This window comes from Salinimicrobium xinjiangense DSM 19287, from assembly GCF_000423585.1.
Classification (GTDB): Bacteria; Bacteroidota; Bacteroidia; order Flavobacteriales; family Flavobacteriaceae; genus Salinimicrobium; species Salinimicrobium xinjiangense.
In genome coordinates this window covers 54,907-73,018 of record NZ_AUIG01000001.1, presented here as the reverse complement: position 1 = coordinate 73,018, position 18,112 = coordinate 54,907, and the positions used below count along the sequence as shown (strand labels likewise).

Sequence of the window (18,112 nt, the reverse complement as noted above, 5' to 3'; positions counted from 1 at the left end):
ATTTTTAGCAAGCATAGTATTTACTTTGATGAAATTGAAATCATTTAGTTATGAAATTTAAACCGGCAGATAATATCCAGGATTTACAGTATTTTGGTGAATTTGGAGGGGTGAACCCCAGTATTTCGGATTCTTCAACATACACATTTCTTTCAGCAAAAACTATGTTTGACACCTTTGAAGGTAATGCTGAAGGTTGTTATTTATACTCCCGGCACTCCTCTCCTTCCAACCTCTATTTAGGAGAAGCTTTAGCGGCAATGGAGGGTACAGAAGCAGCGAATGTTGCAGCCAGCGGCATGGGCGCTATTACTCCTGTGCTTCTACAACTCTGCCAGGCAGGTGATCACATCATTTCCAGCCGCACCATTTATGGAGGCACCTACGCTTTTTTAAAGAATTTTGCTCCAAGGCTTAATATCAACACTTCTTTTGTAGATATTACCAATCTCGAAAAAGTAGAAGCTGCAATCACAAAAAACACTAAAGTATTATATTGTGAGGCAGTTAGTAATCCGCTGCTCGAAGTAGCTGATCTTCCAGCCCTTTCAAAAATAGCAAAAAAGCACGGCCTTAAATTAGTCGTGGACAATACCTTTTCTCCTTTGGCTATCTCGCCTGCTACAATGGGAGCCGATGTAGTGATCCACAGTCTTACAAAATTCATCAATGGTTCAAGTGACACAGTAGGTGGTGTTGCCTGTGGCACCCAGGAATTCATTAATGAACTCCGGAGTGTAAATGACGGGGCAAGCATGTTGTTGGGACCTACTATGGACAGCCTCAGAGCAGCTTCTATCTTAAAGAACCTCCGTACGCTTCACATTCGCATAAAGCAGCACAGTTACAATGCTATGTATCTGGCTGAAAAATTTGAGCAGGATGGATTAAGAACTGTGTATCCGGGTCTGGAAAGCCATCCCGGCCACGAACTTTATAAAAGTATGTACAATGAGGAGTACGGCTTTGGCGGTATGCTCGTGGTAGATGCCGGTTCCCTCGAAAAAGCGAATGCTTTAATGGAACTCATGCAGCAAAGAAATCTGGGATATCTTGCGGTGAGCCTTGGTTTCTACAAAACCCTCTTTAGCGCACCGGGGACATCAACTTCTTCTGAAATTCCTGAGGATGAACAGAAGGAAATGGGATTGACAGACGGGATCATCCGTTTTTCTATTGGTATAGATAACGACATTGAAAGAACATATAACATGATGAGGGAATGCATGGAAGAACTGGGAATTCTTAATTCTTCAAATATTACAAACGCCTAACTTCAAATCTATTTCAGAAATTTATAAATAATTGATTTTGAAGTTAAAAAGAGAGGATCCAAAAATGACATTTTTTGGATCCTCTCTTTTTTATTGATTTCATAAAAATTGCCATTATGAATCTTTATATTTGCGAGGTTTCGCCCTACAGAAGCAGAGTTTCATCTATTGACTCAGATCATTTTTTAGGTGAGAACAATAAATCATTTTTGTAAAAACATGTTATATGATTGAAATAAATAAATACATTGATCATACTATTCTTAAGGCAACGGCAACAGAGGAGGATATTATCGAACTATGCAAAGAGGCATTAGAATATGAATTCTTTTCTGTATGTGTCAACAGCGGCTATGTTAGCCTTGCAAAAAAGAATCTGGAAGGATCACAGGTTAAAGTCTGTACGGTGGTAGGCTTCCCATTGGGCGCAATGTCTACCGCAGCAAAGGTTTTTGAAGCATCAAAGGCCTTGGAAGACGGAGCAGAAGAATTTGATATGGTGGTCAATATTGGCGAACTCAAATCAAAGAACTTCAGCAAAGTAGAAGAAGATATTGCAGCCGTAAAACACGCTGTAGATCGTAAGGTTTTAAAGGTGATCATTGAAACCTGCTATCTTACTCCGGAAGAAATTGTAGAAGCCAGTGAGCTTGCCGTAAAAGCCGGGGCCGATTATGTAAAGACTTCCACCGGTTTTGGAAATGACGGTGCCCGTCTGGAAAATATTGAACTTATGAAAAAAGCTGTCAACGGAAAGGCAAAACTTAAAGCATCCGGAGGCATAAAAAATTTAGATACTGCACTTTCTTTTATTGAGGCAGGTGTAGAAAGAATAGGAACTTCTTCGGGAGTATCAATTGTAAAGGAATTAAATAAATGAGTATACACATTGGCGCCCAAAAGGGCGATATAGCAGAAACAGTTTTATTACCGGGAGACCCTTTAAGAGCAAAATGGATAGCAGAGACTTATCTTGAGGATATCCAGTGCTACAATAAAGTCCGCAATATGTTTGGTTACACCGGCACCTACAAAGGCCGGAGAATTTCTGTGCAGGGCACAGGGATGGGAGTCCCTTCCATTTCGATTTACGCCCACGAACTTATTAATGATTTTGATGTGAAAAATCTTATCAGGGTAGGTAGTGCAGGTTCTTACCAAAAGAGTGTAAAACTCCGGGACATTGTTATCGCAATGGCAGCTTCTTCGACCTCCGGGATCAACCAGTACAGGTTCCAGGGAGCCGATTTCGCTCCTACTGCGGATTTTGGTTTATTTCAGCAGGCTATTGATCTGGCAAAATCAAAAGGTATTGAGGTCAAGGCAGGTAATGTACTTACCAGTGATGAATTCTACGCAGATGAATTTGAGTCATATCAAATGTGGTCAAATTTCGGGGTTTTATGTGTAGAGATGGAAACCTCGGGACTTTATACATTGGCAGCCAAACATGGGGTAAATGCTCTTTCCTTACTAACAATTTCAGATTCATTGGTTACAGGTGAAAAAACCACTACAGAGGAACGGGAATCTACCTTTAAAGGAATGGTAGAAATCGCTCTCGAATTGGGATAAATTTTTCCTTATATTTTTACAAAAGCGGAAGTTCTTATTTGAGGATTTCCGCTTTTGTTTTTTTAGAGCTTGTAAAACTGTATACAGATCAATGTTTTTTGTTCAATTAATGTACAATGGCAGGAACAAAGACCGGGGCAATTTTCAACTTTTACTGAAAAATCGTAACATTACGCACTCAAAATTTTACATCCCCCATAAATGGAAGACGAAAAGTTCATTAAAGACACCCAGATCCTTGAAAACCGTGAATTGAATATATGGGAAGCTTTGATCCCCGTTTTTGCCTTAATTGGGATGCTCGCTTACAATGTTTATGTTTACGGTGATGATTCCCTGGGTGGGTCCAATCAATTTATTCTTCTCCTGGGCGGTGCCATTGCAGCTATTGTAGGCTTGTACAATAAAGTCTCTTTCGACACCATGATCGAAGAGGTGGCTAATAATATTAAATCAACAACGGGTGCCATCCTAATTCTGTTAATGGTAGGTTCCCTTGCCGGGACCTGGCTTGTTAGTGGAATTATTCCTACCATGATCTACTACGGACTTCAAATACTGAACCCGACAATTTTCCTGGCTGCCACGGTGATTATCTGTGCCGTGATCTCTGTCGCTACCGGAAGTAGCTGGACTACTTCTGCAACAGTAGGTATCGCTTTAATTGGAATTGCAGATGCCCTGGGAGTATCTGTGGGTATGACAGCAGGAGCAATACTTTCCGGAGCCTATTTTGGAGATAAGATGTCTCCCTTGAGTGATACTACTAATTTAGCTCCTGCAATGGCCGGAACAGATTTGTTCACACATATAAGATATATGGCCTATACAACTGTACCAACCATCACAATTACGCTCCTTATATTCGTTATCCTCGGCTTTACAGTTGAAACTGAAGGAATAGCAGATACAGGCGTAATTCTCAGCTCTATTGACAAGGCATTTAATATTACTCCCTGGCTTTTCATTGTCCCTGTTCTGGTCATTGTATTGATCATAATGAAAACCTCTCCCCTTATCGCCCTGCTTTTAGGGACTCTACTTGGCGCAGCTGCTGCGGTGATCTTTCAACCTGCAATTCTCACTGAAGTTTCGGGCTATGAATATCTCTCTTTTGAAGCTGCATACGTTGGAATAATGAATGCTATAACCATAGATACTTCGATTGTAACCGATAATGAACAACTTAATGACCTGTTTTCTTCGGGTGGTATGGCAGGTATGCTTGGTACTATATGGCTCATCATCTGCGCCATGGTGTTTGGAGGTGTTATGGATGCCATTGGAGCCCTTGCCACCATAAGTCGGACGTTACTTCAACTTTTCCACACTACTTTCGGCTTATTCGCCAGTACTGTATTAAGTTGTATCACCCTCAACGCTACAGCATCAGACCAGTATCTCGCCATTGTTGTTCCCGGAAAGATGTTTGCAAAAGCCTACCGCGATAAAGGTCTGGCGCCCGAAAACCTGAGTAGATCACTCGAGGATTCGGGAACAGTAACTTCTGTACATTGTGCCATGGAATACTTGTGGAGCCTACCACAGCGGAGTCCTGGGGGTACCGGTTGCCTCCTATTTCGTTTATGCGATCTTCAACTATCTCAGCCCCTTTATGACGCTTTTTTATGCGGCATTTAATATTAAAATCAGGCAGCTGGCAAAGAGACCAACAGTAGCATAACTGAAATTTATATTCGCTGATTAATTGAATAGGAAAAAACTATACTAAAATAAAAAATAAAGATTTGCGGCCTTACTAAGGCCGCTCTTTGTTTTTATATTTGCACACGAATTAAATCAATAACTATAAAACTTAAAATACTATGGCATTAGTAGGAAGAAAATTTCCAAACTTAGAGGTTAACGCAATGAATGATATGGGTGACACCTTTAAGATCAATGTTTTTGAAGAAGCAAAGAATAATGGAAAAAAAGTTTTGCTTTTCTGGTACCCAAAAGATTTCACTTTTGTGTGTCCAACAGAATTGCATGCTTTCCAGGAGGCTCTTGCTGAGTTCGAAAAGAGAAATGTAATGGTGATAGGTGCTTCATGTGATACACCCGAAGTTCACTTTGCATGGTTGAACACTTCAAAAGACAATGGAGGAATAGAAGGAGTAACTTATCCAATTCTTGCCGACTCCAATAGAAACCTGGCCAACCAGCTTGGTATTCTGGATATCACCAACGAAAATTACAACGAAGAAACAGGCGTTTATACTGTAGAAGGTGACAATGTAACTTACCGCGCTACTTATCTTATCGATGAGGAAGGTACTATCTTCCATGAAAGTGTGAATCACATGCCACTTGGAAGAAACGTAAAGGAATTTATGAGATTGATCGATGCCTACACTCATGTTCAGGAAAAAGGTGAAGTTTGTCCTGCAAACTGGGAAGAAGGTAAAGAGGCGATGAATGCCAACCGCGACGGAGTAGCTTCTTACTTAAGCGCTAACTAAAAAAAGCAAAAGATCATGAGAGAATTAACTAATGATAATCTTGCAGAGGAAGTTTCCCAAAATGATACCGTGGTCGTACAATACATGGCCGGGTGGTGTGGAAACTGCAGGGTAATGAAACCCAAGTTTAAAAAACTGGCTGCAGAAAATCAAAATGCAACTTTTCTCCTGGTTGATGCCGAAAAATTCCCGGAATCCCGAAAACTGGCCAAAGTTGACAATTTACCTACTTTCGCTACTTTCAGGAACGGGGAATTGGTAAACCAGGTGCAGACAAATAAATTTGAACTTTTAAAAGACCTAGTTAATGAAGTTACCAGTAATTAGACATCTGCAAAAGAACAATGATCAGGAAAAACTTGAACACACACTCGAAGTTCTGGAATCGTTTTGCGACCACAGGTCAGTAACCGATGAAGAAATGGATGTGCTGGGAGAATTGATCAGTAATATTTGCGGAGCTCTTGAAGTTCAAAAAATGATCGATGAAGGAATGGCCGAGCGAGATGCTGCAAATTCCTTCATGCAAAAAGTACTTGGTTCAATAGACAAGTAATTTTTAAAATAAATAAAGAAAGGCTGCTTTTAATAAGATAAAGGCAGCCTTTTTTGTTTTATGACAATTTTAGTAAAATACAAACCCTAAAATTTTAAATTTAGTAGCTCAACCACCAAGGAATAATATATGTCACAAATAGTCCATAATGGAAAGCCTGTAACTACCTATGGCCACCTTCCGGAAAAAGGAGAAAGAGCTCCTCATTTCGAATTATTGAAATCTGATCTCAGTGTAGCAACACTTCAGGATTTCAAAGGGAAGAGGGTTATTATGAATATCTTTCCCAGTATAGATACCAATGTCTGTGCTACTTCTGTAAGGAATTTCAATGAAAGAGTAGCCGAACTGGACAATGTAGTGGTACTCAATATATCAAGGGATCTTCCTTTTGCACAGGAGCGTTTTAAAAATGAGAATGACGTTGGGAATGTCACTAATCTTTCCGATTTTAAGGAACGAAATTTCGGGAAAGACTATGGCCTGGAAATGATCGATGGTGAATGGGAGGGCCTTTTGTCACGCGTTGTTATCGTACTGGATGAGAACGGAAAGATCCTGCATACCGAGCAGGTTAAGGAAATTGATCAGGAACCCGACTATCTTGAGGCACTAAAACCCCTGTTATAATGTATGATTTTATCACCGGCCGAATTAAAGGAGGTGGTTATGCAATAAAAGGAGCCTGGCTGCTGTTGAGACACGAACCCAGCATTCAGGTGCAATTTGTGCTTGCTATTCTCGTGACTATCGCCGGATTCTATTTTGATATAACTGCCACAGAATGGATCATGCAGTTCCTGGCGATTGGCCTTGTTATGGGAATAGAGGGACTTAATACGGCGGTTGAAAACATAGCTGATTTTGTACACCCCGATTTTCATGTAAAGATTGGCCGGATAAAAGACGTAGCCGCAGGTGCAGTTTTCTTTGCTGCCATAATTGCCGTAATTATTGGATTCATCATATACCTTCCCTATATTCTCAACATCCTGGAGTAAAACTTTGGTGCCTTAAAAAAGAACTTTCAAATAGATTTTCCTTTTCTTTATATTAGCTGGTGCGAATTTGTATTTTTGCCCCCAAACCCTAAGTTCCAACATGGCTAAAAGAAAAGCTGTCAAAAAACCTTCTTCAAAATCCTCTTTTTCGAAGTCCTCCTTCACGCTTTCTCCCAAAGGGAAAGTGATTCTGGGAAGTTTTCTGATCTTTTTTGGATTGGCCCTGTTCATTGCTTTCACCTCGTTCCTTTTCAACTGGCAAACAGATCAAAGTACCCTTGGGGAATTTGCGAACCGTGAAGTAGAAGCACGAAACCTGTTGAGCAAATTTGGAGCAGCCATCAGCGATTTTTTCATATATGACGGCTTTGGAATTGCAGCGTTTGCAATAGCTATTTTAACCATAACTACAGGAATTTATTTCTTTTTAAGTCTTAATAAGAAACCCCTGTTTCGATTCTGGTTTTGGGGAATACTGGTAATGATCTGGCTCTCAGTATTCCTAGGTTTTTTTGCCGAATCTAATTCCCTGCTGGGAGGTACGGTTGGATTTGAGATGAATGATTATCTACAGGATTATCTTGGTTTCACGGGTACTATTCTGCTTCTAACCTTCCTGCTCATTGTTTATCTCGTAGTACGCTTTAAACTTACACCAGAGAAGATCTTTTCGGCTTATAGAAATACCAGAAATGATATTTCTGAAGATTTTAAAACTGCTTCCTCTGTTTCAGAAGACATTAAAGTTCGAAAACCTTCAGAAGAAAACAAGCAGGCAGCTCGACAAAAACCGGATGTTTCCGAAGCTGTAAAACCTGCCTCTCCTCCCCCTGCCCCGGAAAAAGTAGTAATCAAGTATGAAGAAAATCCAGATGATGTGGCCATGGAAGTGGAAACAGCACCCGAAGAAGAAGTAGACGGCAGCATAAGTAAAAAACTTGTTGAAGATTACGGAGAGTTTGATCCCACCCTGGAACTAAAAAATTACCAGTTCCCAACCCTGGAGCTTTTGATAGATTATAACGCCAGTGGAGGTGGTATTACCATCAACCAGGAAGAACTCGAGGAAAACAAGAACAAGATTGTAGATACCCTTAAGAATTACAAGATTGATATCGCACAGATAAAAGCTACTGTTGGTCCAACTGTAACTTTATATGAAATTATTCCTGAAGCCGGAATAAGGATCTCAAAGATCAAAAGCCTTGAAGATGACATTGCGCTCTCCCTTTCTGCCCTCGGGATACGAATCATTGCTCCTATTCCCGGGAAAGGAACAATAGGAATTGAAGTTCCTAATAAGAATCCGACTATGGTTTCTATGAGAAGTGTGATAGCTTCTCCCCGCTTTCAAAATGCCGAAATGGAATTACCAATGGCTTTAGGTAAAACTATTTCCAACGAAACCTTCGTGGTTGACCTTGCGAAAATGCCGCACCTGCTTATGGCGGGAGCAACAGGCCAGGGTAAATCTGTAGGTTTAAATGCCATCCTTACTTCCCTACTATACAGCAAGCATCCGGCAGAAGTAAAATTCATTCTTGTCGATCCTAAAAAGGTAGAATTAACGCTCTTTAATAAAATTGAGAGACATTATCTCGCCAAACTTCCCGATACAGAAGAGGCTATTATCACCGATAATACCAAGGTGATCAATACCCTCAACTCCCTTTGTATTGAGATGGACAACCGTTATGAATTGCTCAAGGATGCGATGGTGAGGAATATAAAAGAGTATAACACGAAATTTAAGGCACGAAAACTTAACCCTGAACAGGGACATAAGTTTCTTCCCTATATAGTTCTTGTTGTGGATGAGTTCGCAGATCTTATCATGACTGCAGGAAAAGAAGTTGAAGCTCCTATTGCCCGTCTCGCGCAACTTGCACGCGCTATTGGAATTCATCTCATCATTGCGACTCAAAGACCATCTGTTAATGTCATCACAGGTATTATAAAAGCTAACTTTCCGGCAAGGATCGCCTTTAGAGTTACTTCCAAGATTGACTCCAGGACGATTCTTGACAGCCAGGGAGCCGATCAATTAATTGGGAAAGGAGATATGCTTTTCACACAGGGAAATACACTGCTAAGGTTACAATGTGCTTTTGTTGACACTCCCGAGGTAGACAAGATCACCGAATTTATTGGTTCGCAAAAAGCCTATGCAGACGCTTATCACCTTCCGGAATACAATGGAGAGGAAAGTGGCACATCTCTTGATATTGATGTAAGCGATCGGGACAACCTCTTCCGCGAAGCCGCCGAAGTCATAGTAATTGCACAACAAGGCTCGGCCTCCTTACTTCAGAGAAAACTGAAATTGGGATATAACAGAGCAGGAAGAATCATCGATCAGTTAGAAGCAGCCGGGGTGGTTGGACCTTTTGAAGGAAGCAAGGCACGGCAGGTGTTGGTTCAGGATCTTGAAGGTCTTAACCAGCTATTGAATGATGAATAGAAAAATAAAAAAATGAAAAGATTAATTTTAGTAACAGTTGCATTCATGAGCATAATGACAGGAAGAGCTCAGTCTGCAGACAAGGCTACTTCCCTGCTCAATGAAGTATCTTCAAAAGTAAACTCCTACGAAAATATTGTGATCGAATTCAAGTACGGGCTTGAAAATACTGCAGAAAATATAAAGCATGAGACCAGGGGTGATGTAAGTCTTCATGGAGAAAAATACCTTCTGAACATCATGGGGACTACCCGACTTTTTGACGGAAAAAAATTATATACTATTATTCCGGAAGATGAAGAAATAAACATCTCCACCTATGATCCTAAAAAGGACCAGGATATCACTCCTTCCAAAATGCTTACCTTCTACAATTCGGGTTATAAGGCAGAATGGGGACCTATGCAGGACATAAAAGGTCGAAAGATCCAGTATGTCAAACTTACACCAATAGATTCTAAAGCAGAGATCAAAGAAATCCAGTTGGGAATAGACAAGCAAACCAAACATATCTATAACCTTATTCAAACCCAGGACAACGGGACTAAGATCACGATTACCGTCAATAGTTTTAAGACAGATCAACCCCTTCCCCAGTCAATGTTTGAGTTTAAAGAAAACAGATATAAGGATTACTATATTAACAGGCTCGACTAATTGAAAATTCTAGACAGGTACATACTTACCAGCTACCTTAAGACATTCTTTTCGGTTTTTGTAATACTCATGTTCATATTTGTGTTACAAACCATCTGGCTGTACATTGGGGAGCTGGCAGGTAAAGATCTCGACGTAGAGGTCATCATGAAATTCCTGCTCTATTTTAGTCCTAAACTGGTACCACTGGTACTGCCGCTTACCATTCTACTTACTTCCATTATGACCTTTGGAAGTTTTGCTGAAAATTACGAATTCGCCGCCATGAAATCTGCCGGAATTTCCCTGCAGCGGGCGATGCGCTCTCTAACCGTTTTCATTCTTCTGGTTAGTGTTACCGCATTTCTTTTTGCAAATAATGTTATTCCTGCGGCAGAATACAAACAAATCAACCTTCGAAAGAACATTGCACAGCTAAAGCCGGCCATGGTTATTTCTGAAGGAGTTTTTAATGATCTGGGGCAGATCAACATAAAGGTTGACGAAAAAACCGGTGAAAATGATCAATATCTTCAAAATGTGATCATTCATAAAAAGAACGAAAGACGCCCGGGAAACCACACAGTAATAAAGGCTACAGAAGGTGAGCTTGTTGGAAGTACAGGCTCAAATGTTCTAAGTCTTATTTTAAGAGATGGTAATTATTATGATGAAATAATGCCTACTTCTCCCAAAAACCAGATTAAAAAGCCTTTTGCAAAGAGTTATTTTGAAGAGTACACTATCAACATGGACCTTTCCGGTTTTAATGAGGTAGATCTTGATGAGGAGAGATATAGTAATTCGCATAACATGCTAAAGATCTCTGAATTAAACCAAACTATCGATTCGTTTTCCACTTCCTATAACAGGGATATTGAAATACTTTCCAGGAACATGTATAATCGTACAGGACTGGAAAATTTAAAAATGGAGGTAAATCCCCGGGACACTATCGCAGATCTGGAACAGGGGATCCTTCCTTTGTATGAGCCTTACCAGGCTTCGCAGGTAATCAATCTTGCCTTAGGAAACGTAAATGGTGCAGTTGCCACCATTAATGCTAAACAGGGAGAACTTACACAGGCCTCTAAAAGGTTAAATAAATTTGAGATCGCCCTGCATGAAAAATATGTACTTGCTTTCGCCTGTATCATTTTATTTTTTGTAGGAGCCCCTCTTGGAGCAATTATCCGCAAAGGAGGGATGGGATTACCTATGGTAGTCGCAATTCTTATATTTCTCACTTATCATTTTATTGGAATATTTGCCAAGAACAGCGCAGAAGAGGGACAAATAAGTCCTTTCCTTGGTACCTGGCTTTCCACTTTAATAATGCTTCCGTTAGGGATTCTTTTAACCTACAGAGCAACTACAGATCAAGGCTTGTTTAGCTTCAGTATTCTATTTGAACCTATTAGAAAGCTTCTGAAAAAGGCCCAGATTATGGGTCGTTCCGAAAAGGATTAATATCTTTGCCTGCAAATAATTTCCAGGGTAAAAATGACCAAAGAAAATTCCTTCAAACTACATTCTATAAAAGAAGCTATTGACGACATAAGAGCCGGAAAGGTGATCATTGTTGTTGATGATGAGGACCGGGAAAATGAAGGAGATTTTCTTGCAGCCGCTGAAAAAGTGACTCCCGAAATGATCAATTTTATGGCCACTCACGGTCGCGGATTGATCTGTGCTCCTCTTACCGAGAAGCGCTGTAAAGAATTAAAGCTCGAAATGATGGTGGGCACGAATACAGATCCCATGGAAACTGCCTTCACTATTTCTGTAGACCTTAATGGAAAAGGAGTTACTACGGGTATTTCAGCTTCAGACAGGGCAGAGACAATTCGCTCTCTTATAGATCCTGATACCCGTCCACATGATCTTAGCCGCCCCGGCCATGTCTTTCCTTTAAAAGCCAAAGAAGGCGGCGTGCTGAGACGCACAGGGCATACCGAAGCTGCTATTGATTTTGCACGATTGGCAGGTTTTGAACCCGCAGGAGTGATCGTTGAGATCATGAATGAAGATGGAACAATGGCCCGGCTTCCCCAACTAAGAAAGGTGGCCGAAAAGTTTGATCTAAAGATCGTCTCAATAGAAGAGCTTGTGGCCTACAGGATGCAACATGATTCTTTAATTGTCAAAAAAGAAGATTTCGACATTAATACCAGGTTTGGCACCTTCAGGTTAAGAGCTTACCAGCAAACTACCAATAAACAGGTGCATATTGCTCTAACTAAAGGAGCATGGAAATCAACAGATCCTGTTTTGGTACGTGTGAATTCAACGCTCGTCAATAATGACATTTTAGGCACTCTTACCAGTGACGCAGATAAGAAACTGGATTATATGTTTAAAGCAATTAATGAAGAAGGTAAGGGAGCTATTGTATTCATTAATCAGGAAAATCAATCCATGAACCTGCTAAACAGGTTAAATGAATTAAAAAGTCTTCAGAAAGCAGGAGAAATGAAAGCTCCTCCCCTGGTAATGGACTCCAAAGATTTTGGAATAGGCGCTCAAATCTTACATGATCTTGAAATTCACAAGATCCGTTTGCTTTCCAACACCAAACAAACAAAGCGGGTGGGGATGATTGGATATGGCCTGGAAATCACAGAATATGTGAACTATTAGATTTCTATCACTGTTTCTTCCACAGGTCTTCTCACTTTTTTAAGTCCGGCAAAAAAATCATCTTCCGCACGGTAACCAACCGGTAAAGCCAGTACGGCTTCGAGATTGTAGTTTTTCAAGCCTAATATTTCATTGTACTTCCCTGGCTCAAAGCCTTCCATGGGACAGGAGTCAATTTCCTCTACTGCGCAAATAGTTAAAAGAGTTCCCAAAACAAGATAAGCCTGGTGAGTAGCCCATATTTTTATGTCATCAACAGGTTTATCCTCAAAGTCTTCAATAAGAGATTCACGGAAAGGTTCCAGAATTTCCTCAGGAGTCTTGCGGATATCCTGTACCATTTTAAAATGTTTTTCAATAAACTCCTTTCCTACAGATCTCTCGATACATATCACCAAAAGATGAGAGGCCGTTCCAATTTGTTTTTGATTATAGGAGGCTGCCATTAATTGATCCTGAAGTTCCTTATCCTTCACTACCACCAGCTTAAGGGGTTGTAACCCATAAGAGGTCGCTGTGAGGTTAAAAGCTGTTTTTAAGATCTCAATTTTTTCAGCAGAAAGAATTCTTTGGGAATCGAATTTTTTTGTGGCGTATCGCCACTTTAAAGCAGGTACACTTTTCATTTTTCAACTTTCAACAAAGATACACCAGCTTTGCTGAGGCTCCAAATTACAATAGCCGTAGATAAAGTTAGAATTTGTTACGCTTACGCTCTTTACGTTCCTGGTACATGCTGTAAATTTTGCGAAAGAGGAACCCGCTCACAAGCAACACCACTAATATCTCCAGTCCCAGTATTAAATAGAATACAGCCATTAAAAATATATATTAAAAAGAATCCAGTGAAAGAGAATTCTTGAATAAAAATCAAATCTAACTTAAAGAAGCGTTAAAGATTACCGCTTTTAGCACAATTGATACACATTATAACACAACTTTATAGCAGGGGCGTCATTTATTCCTTTATGTTTAGGTTAATGACATACTTTAGCAACCAACAAAAATAATCGAATATCCAGGTCATGGAAATTTTTGTAAAAGCGCTTCCTGTAGAGGAGATAGTTGAAAATCTTTCTAAACAATTTAAAGTCCCTCTTAAAAAGGATGGTGGAGAACTTACCTTAGAGCTTCCCGATAATCTTGGACAGGGTTTTATAAGAGCCGCCAGTTTTTCTTCGGGAGTTGGAATAATCGAATATAAAGTTACTTTTTTTGAGGATATGGAAATTCATTTCACTATCCACCAGACTCATCCAATAAAATTTATTTTCTGTTCCCAGGGTAGAGTAAATCATGCATTTGAAGAGAATTTGGACATGCATACCATAGATACTTATCAAAACGTGATTGTCTCCAGCAGTGGACATAATGGACATATTTTATTCTTCAAAGCTAATGAAACCGCCAGCGTTACCAGCCTTGAGATCATCCGGTCTGAATTTACCAACAGAAAAAATTATGACTTTAAAGGTCTAGAGCCCAGACTAGCAGAAGTTTTCAAGGATTCTGTAGCAGAAGAATTGTTCTTTTATCAGGGCAATTATAGTATACAGGCGGCAGATATTGTAGAAGCTATAACAAATAAAGAACATACCGGCTTCTTAAGATCTGTGTTTCTCGAAGGAAAAGCCTATGAAATGTTAGCCAAGCAAATAAGCCAGTATCATGATGATCAGGAGAATGGAAACAAATCTGTTATTCTAAGGAGAAAAGATGTTGAAAAAGTCCAGAAGGCTGTAGAACTTATACACGAGGACCTTAACAAGAATTATTCTGTAGATCACCTTGCAAAGGAAGTAGGTACCAACGTTAATAAACTTCAGGAAGGCTTTAAATATATGTTCAACCTAACTGTGAACAAGTATGTTCAACAGGTAAAGCTGGAAGCTGCCAAAGAAATGTTACATCATTCAGATTATAATATTTCGCAGATCGTGGGGCAAATAGGCCTTAACAACAGAAGTTACTTTTCCAAGATCTTTAAAGAAAAATACGGGGTGAGTCCAAAATATTTTCTTCAACACCAGTCGACAATTGGTGATCATGTAATAGAGGAAGATGACGATAGTGACGAATAGATAATATCTTTATTCAGATAATGCCTCTAAAGCTTTTTCAATGTCTATTCCTTTGCCGAGTACAGGTTTAAAAAGATCGGGTTTATTTTCAATTCTTTCAGGCATTGTTTTAATGGTAAAAGCTTTCATATCCAATCCTTTTTTGATTTCATTCCATTCCAGCGGAGCCGAAACTGTGGCACCGGGTTTTGGCCTTGCACAATAAGGGGCTGCAAGGGTCTGACCTTTGCGGTTTTGCAAAAAATCCAGGTATATCTTTCCTTTCCTCTTCTTCACATTGCGCTCCATTGATGTGAGCTGCGGAAGTTGCTCCTGAATAAAATAACACAGGATCTTTGTGAAATCACGGGCTTCATCATAACTGTATTTTGCACCTAACGGAATGTAAATATGAATTCCGCTGGAACCTGAAGTTTTAGGATAACCACGAATCTTTGCTTTATCCAGCACTTCTTTTGCCACCTGTGCGACTTCGATCACCTCTTCAAAAGTCGTTTTTTCGGAAGGATCTATATCTATAACTGTAAAATCGGGATTTAAAAGATGCTGCGCCCTCGAGTTCCAGGGATTTATTTCTATACACCCCAAATTTGCCATGTAAATAAGACTGGCTTCATTCTGGCACATGATATATTCGAGCTCCCTGTTATTATGTTTAGAAAAGATCTTCACTGTCTCCAGCCAATGTGGAAAAATGCCGGCAGTATCCTTCTGGTAAAATCCTTCTTCTAAAATTCCGTTTGGGTGGCGATGCAGGTTTTGAGGCCGGTCTTTTAAAAAAGGTAGAATAGTATCAGCTATCTGTAAATAATATTCAATAAGATCATATTTCCTAAGGCCCGACTCCGGCCAGTAGATTTTATCAAGATTGCTTATTGGCACCTGGATCCCTCCTATCTCCAGGAAATCACCCTCCTTCTTCGTAGCAGGTTTGTGCTTTGGCACTTTAACGGTTTTCTCTTTCGTGATCTCCTGCGGAAGCTTATCTGTTCTTAAGCCCTTAAAGGAAGGATGGCGCATATGACCACTCCGGGTCCATTCAGAAAATTGTACTTCACAAATAAGTTCAGGTGTTAGCCATGTTGGTGTTCTTCCTTTTAAATTCAGCTTTTTTTTGAAAGGCCGGTTTTCTGTTATTAAAGGCTTGAATTTTTTCAGAAGATCTTTTCTGTCCTGATCGCTAAATCCTGTTCCGCAATTACCAATATATACCAGCTCTTCATTGCGGTGCATTCCCAGGATCAGCGAACCGAAGGCTCCTCCTGTGTCTGAATCCGTATAACCGCATATAAGCGCTTCCTGACTTTCAAAAGCTTTTATCTTCAGCCATTTATCACTTCGGGTTCCCGGGGAATATTTGGAATCGGCTTTTTTGGCAATAACACCTTCCATTCCCATCTCCACAGCCTGCTCAAAAAAGGCTTTTCCCATGCTCTCCACATGATCACAGTAATATACCTGCGGAATATCTTCTATTACCGAAGGAAGAAGGCTCTTTCTTTCTGTAAGCGGAAGATGCATGATGTTGTGGCCATTCAGGTAAAGCAGATCAAATACGTAATATCTTAATTCGCCTGAAGGTGCGTTCTGGTAATTCTGAAGTTTCTGAAACACCGGATTTCCATTTTCATCGAGGGCAACTATTTCCCCATCGAGAATCACGTCATGAGGTATGTTCTTTAATTGCTCATAGATCTCTTTAAATTTTGATTTGAAAGAAATTCCATTCCTGGAATAGAGATCCACTTTTCCCTTCTGGATATTGGCAAGAGCGCGATATCCATCCCATTTCAATTCATATATCCAGTTTGCTTTATTGAAGATCTCCGGTGCTTTGGTAGCCAGCATAGGTTTGATCAATTCTGTAACCTCCAGCTGCTTTACTTTTTCTGAAGCGGCATGATCGCTAAGGGTTTCAGCATCATAGTCGAGCTCTGTAGAGAAGTCATCATTTTTTTTGATGAGCAGCCACTGGTTGTCTTTTTCTCCCCCCCTGCGGGTATGGACCAAAGCAAAGGTCCCTCTTATCTTACTTCCCAAAAATGATATTTTAAGGTCTCCCTTTTTCAGCATTTTTAAAAGGTCTTTTTCATCTCCTCCTCCCGCGGGTTCATAGGTGCCTTCGTCCCAGATGCTCATCTCCCCTGCCCCGTAATTCCCTTTTGGAATGGTACCATGAAAAGTGAGATATTTAATGGGATGATCCTCAGTCATGATCGCCAACCGTTTATCTGCAGGATTCATGGAAGGTCCTTTGGGCACAGCCCAGCTTTTTAAAACTCCTTCCATCTCCAGCCGCAGATCGTAATGTAAACGGGTGGCACGATGCCGCTGTATCACAAACCGAAGCCTACTTTTGTTATTTTCATAAGCAGCATCGGGTTCGGGGGTTTTCTGAAAATTCCTTTTTTTAATGTAGTCGTCAAGTCCCATTTAAGAAGCTTTGCTTTTCTTCTTCTTTTTATCCAGGCTGGCTTTCAATTGGGCCATAAGGTCTGTCGCGGGAGTGGCTTTACTTTCGAATTTTTCCGCTTTCGTCTTTTTACCACCGGTTTTAGCTTTGATGATCTCTAGAAGTTGATCGTTGTAGACATCCTTGTATTTTTCAAAATCAAATTCTTCTGTGTACTGTTCTATAAGAGATTTGGCCATATCGATCTCCTTTTTTGACACCTTGGTATCGGGAAGTTTTAATTCTGAAGGATCACGAATTTCATCAGCAAATCTTATTACATGCAGCACCAATGCATCTTTATAAACTCCTACCAGGCTAAGGTTCTCCTTTGCCCGCATTACAAAAGTGGCTACTCCAAGTTTACCGGTATCTTTTAATGCAGCTTTCAGCAGATTATAGGATTTCTCCCCATCCTTTTGAGGTTCCAGGAAATATGGCTTTTTAAATAATACATCGGCTACATCTTTTTCCTCTATAAATTCTTCAATATCAATGGTGCGCGATTTTTTCATGTTGGCCTTATCAAAATCCTCCTTTTCCAGCACTATATAAGAATCATCCTGCCGGTAACCTTTGACAATATCCTTCCAATCCACTTCTTCGCCCGTTACTTCGTTGACTCTTTTGTACCGTATTCTCGCATGGTCATTCTTATCGAGCATGTCCAGATCGAGCTTTCTTTCTTCACTACCGGAGTACATTTTTATAGGGATGGTCACTAAACCAAAACTTATTGAGCCGTTCCAAATTGACCTCATAATTTGCTGAATTTTAATGGTTCTATACAAGATAATTGATTTTTAGCGTCCCGTCTTAAGGATTAGCATTGTGTTAACGGAAGCTGACATTCCTTTTTATTTTCCGTTAAGGTTTAAGGAAAAAACAGCTAAAGCTTTCTTAATCCTTTTGTTACAGCTTCAAAAAGGATTTAATTTAGGAAAAGGCGTTGTTCGCCACAAACCAATTAA

The 18,112-nt window shown here is 40.1% G+C and carries 17 protein-coding genes and 1 pseudogene; 14 read left to right on the top strand and 4 right to left on the bottom strand.

Translation table 11 applies throughout. The annotated features are described in order from the left end of the window. Window positions 1–50 precede the first annotated feature (50 nt). The 13 genes and pseudogenes from G564_RS0100365 (at window position 51) to ribB (ending at window position 12,608) form a co-directional block, all read left to right on the top strand. Window positions 51–1,274: an aminotransferase class I/II-fold pyridoxal phosphate-dependent enzyme gene (locus G564_RS0100365; RefSeq protein ID WP_029035905.1), complete on the top strand. Its 1,224-nt coding sequence runs from the start codon at window positions 51–53 to the stop codon at window positions 1,272–1,274. A 229-nt stretch (window positions 1,275–1,503) separates the two neighbouring features. Beyond that, window positions 1,504–2,154 (top strand): deoxyribose-phosphate aldolase, encoded by a 651-nt coding sequence (deoC, locus tag G564_RS0100360; RefSeq protein ID WP_029035904.1) that lies wholly within the window; start codon window positions 1,504–1,506, stop codon window positions 2,152–2,154. Then, the gene (gene deoD / locus G564_RS0100355) at window positions 2,151–2,849 is read left to right on the top strand and encodes a purine-nucleoside phosphorylase (protein WP_029035903.1); all 699 of its coding nucleotides are present in this window, start codon (window positions 2,151–2,153) and stop codon (window positions 2,847–2,849) included. Before deoC ends, deoD begins: the two co-directional genes overlap by 4 nt. A 201-nt stretch (window positions 2,850–3,050) precedes the next feature. After that, window positions 3,051–4,533 (top strand): annotated as a pseudogene (gene nhaC / locus G564_RS18175) (Na+/H+ antiporter NhaC). A 142-nt stretch (window positions 4,534–4,675) separates the two neighbouring features. Next, window positions 4,676–5,314, top strand: coding sequence for a peroxiredoxin (locus G564_RS0100345; protein ID WP_029035902.1), 639 nt, complete (start codon window positions 4,676–4,678; stop codon window positions 5,312–5,314). A 15-nt stretch (window positions 5,315–5,329) separates the two neighbouring features. Continuing rightward, window positions 5,330–5,641, top strand: coding sequence for a thioredoxin family protein (locus G564_RS0100340; RefSeq protein ID WP_394330238.1), 312 nt, complete (start codon window positions 5,330–5,332; stop codon window positions 5,639–5,641). Beyond that, complete coding sequence (locus G564_RS0100335; protein WP_029035900.1) at window positions 5,622–5,870, top strand: DUF6952 family protein; 249 nt, start codon at window positions 5,622–5,624, stop codon at window positions 5,868–5,870. Before G564_RS0100340 ends, G564_RS0100335 begins: the two co-directional genes overlap by 20 nt. A gap of 129 nt (window positions 5,871–5,999) precedes the next feature. After that, complete coding sequence (gene tpx / locus G564_RS0100330; protein ID WP_029035899.1) at window positions 6,000–6,500, top strand: thiol peroxidase; 501 nt, start codon at window positions 6,000–6,002, stop codon at window positions 6,498–6,500. Continuing rightward, complete coding sequence (locus G564_RS0100325) at window positions 6,500–6,871, top strand: diacylglycerol kinase family protein (protein ID WP_029035898.1); 372 nt, start codon at window positions 6,500–6,502, stop codon at window positions 6,869–6,871. The genes tpx and G564_RS0100325 overlap by 1 nt, the downstream gene beginning before the upstream one ends. 100 nt (window positions 6,872–6,971) lie before the next feature. Then, on the top strand, window positions 6,972–9,332 hold the full coding sequence (locus tag G564_RS0100315; RefSeq protein ID WP_029035897.1) for an FtsK/SpoIIIE family DNA translocase: 2,361 nt from the start codon (window positions 6,972–6,974) through the stop codon (window positions 9,330–9,332). A 12-nt stretch (window positions 9,333–9,344) separates the two neighbouring features. After that, entirely contained in the window at window positions 9,345–9,989 is a 645-nt protein-coding gene (locus G564_RS0100310; RefSeq protein WP_029035896.1) for a LolA family protein, read from the top strand. Continuing rightward, window positions 9,990–11,438, top strand: a complete 1,449-nt coding sequence (locus G564_RS0100305) for an LptF/LptG family permease (RefSeq protein WP_029035895.1) — start codon at window positions 9,990–9,992, stop codon at window positions 11,436–11,438. Window positions 11,439–11,471: 33 nt separating this feature from the next. Beyond that, a complete protein-coding gene (ribB, locus tag G564_RS0100300; protein ID WP_037373228.1) occupies window positions 11,472–12,608 on the top strand; it encodes a 3,4-dihydroxy-2-butanone-4-phosphate synthase in 1,137 nt (378 codons plus the stop codon). On the opposite strand, the gene G564_RS0100295 is transcribed toward ribB, so the two are convergent. Continuing rightward, window positions 12,605–13,234: an NAD(P)H-dependent oxidoreductase gene (locus tag G564_RS0100295; protein ID WP_029035893.1), complete on the bottom strand. Its 630-nt coding sequence runs from the start codon at window positions 13,232–13,234 to the stop codon at window positions 12,605–12,607. The genes ribB and G564_RS0100295 overlap by 4 nt on opposite strands. A gap of 67 nt (window positions 13,235–13,301) precedes the next feature. Then, on the bottom strand, window positions 13,302–13,427 hold the full coding sequence (locus G564_RS20750) for a hypothetical protein (RefSeq protein WP_262504830.1): 126 nt from the start codon (window positions 13,425–13,427) through the stop codon (window positions 13,302–13,304). A gap of 206 nt (window positions 13,428–13,633) precedes the next feature. On the opposite strand from G564_RS20750, the gene G564_RS18170 reads away from it, so the two are divergent. Then, window positions 13,634–14,689, top strand: a complete 1,056-nt coding sequence (locus tag G564_RS18170) for a helix-turn-helix domain-containing protein (protein ID WP_051205202.1) — start codon at window positions 13,634–13,636, stop codon at window positions 14,687–14,689. Window positions 14,690–14,698: 9 nt separating this feature from the next. On the opposite strand, the gene ligD is transcribed toward G564_RS18170, so the two are convergent. After that, window positions 14,699–17,122, bottom strand: coding sequence for a DNA ligase D (ligD, locus tag G564_RS0100285; protein ID WP_029035892.1), 2,424 nt, complete (start codon window positions 17,120–17,122; stop codon window positions 14,699–14,701). Continuing rightward, window positions 17,123–17,902, bottom strand: a complete 780-nt coding sequence (ku, locus tag G564_RS0100280) for a non-homologous end joining protein Ku (RefSeq protein ID WP_029035891.1) — start codon at window positions 17,900–17,902, stop codon at window positions 17,123–17,125. Window positions 17,903–18,112 lie beyond the last annotated feature (210 nt).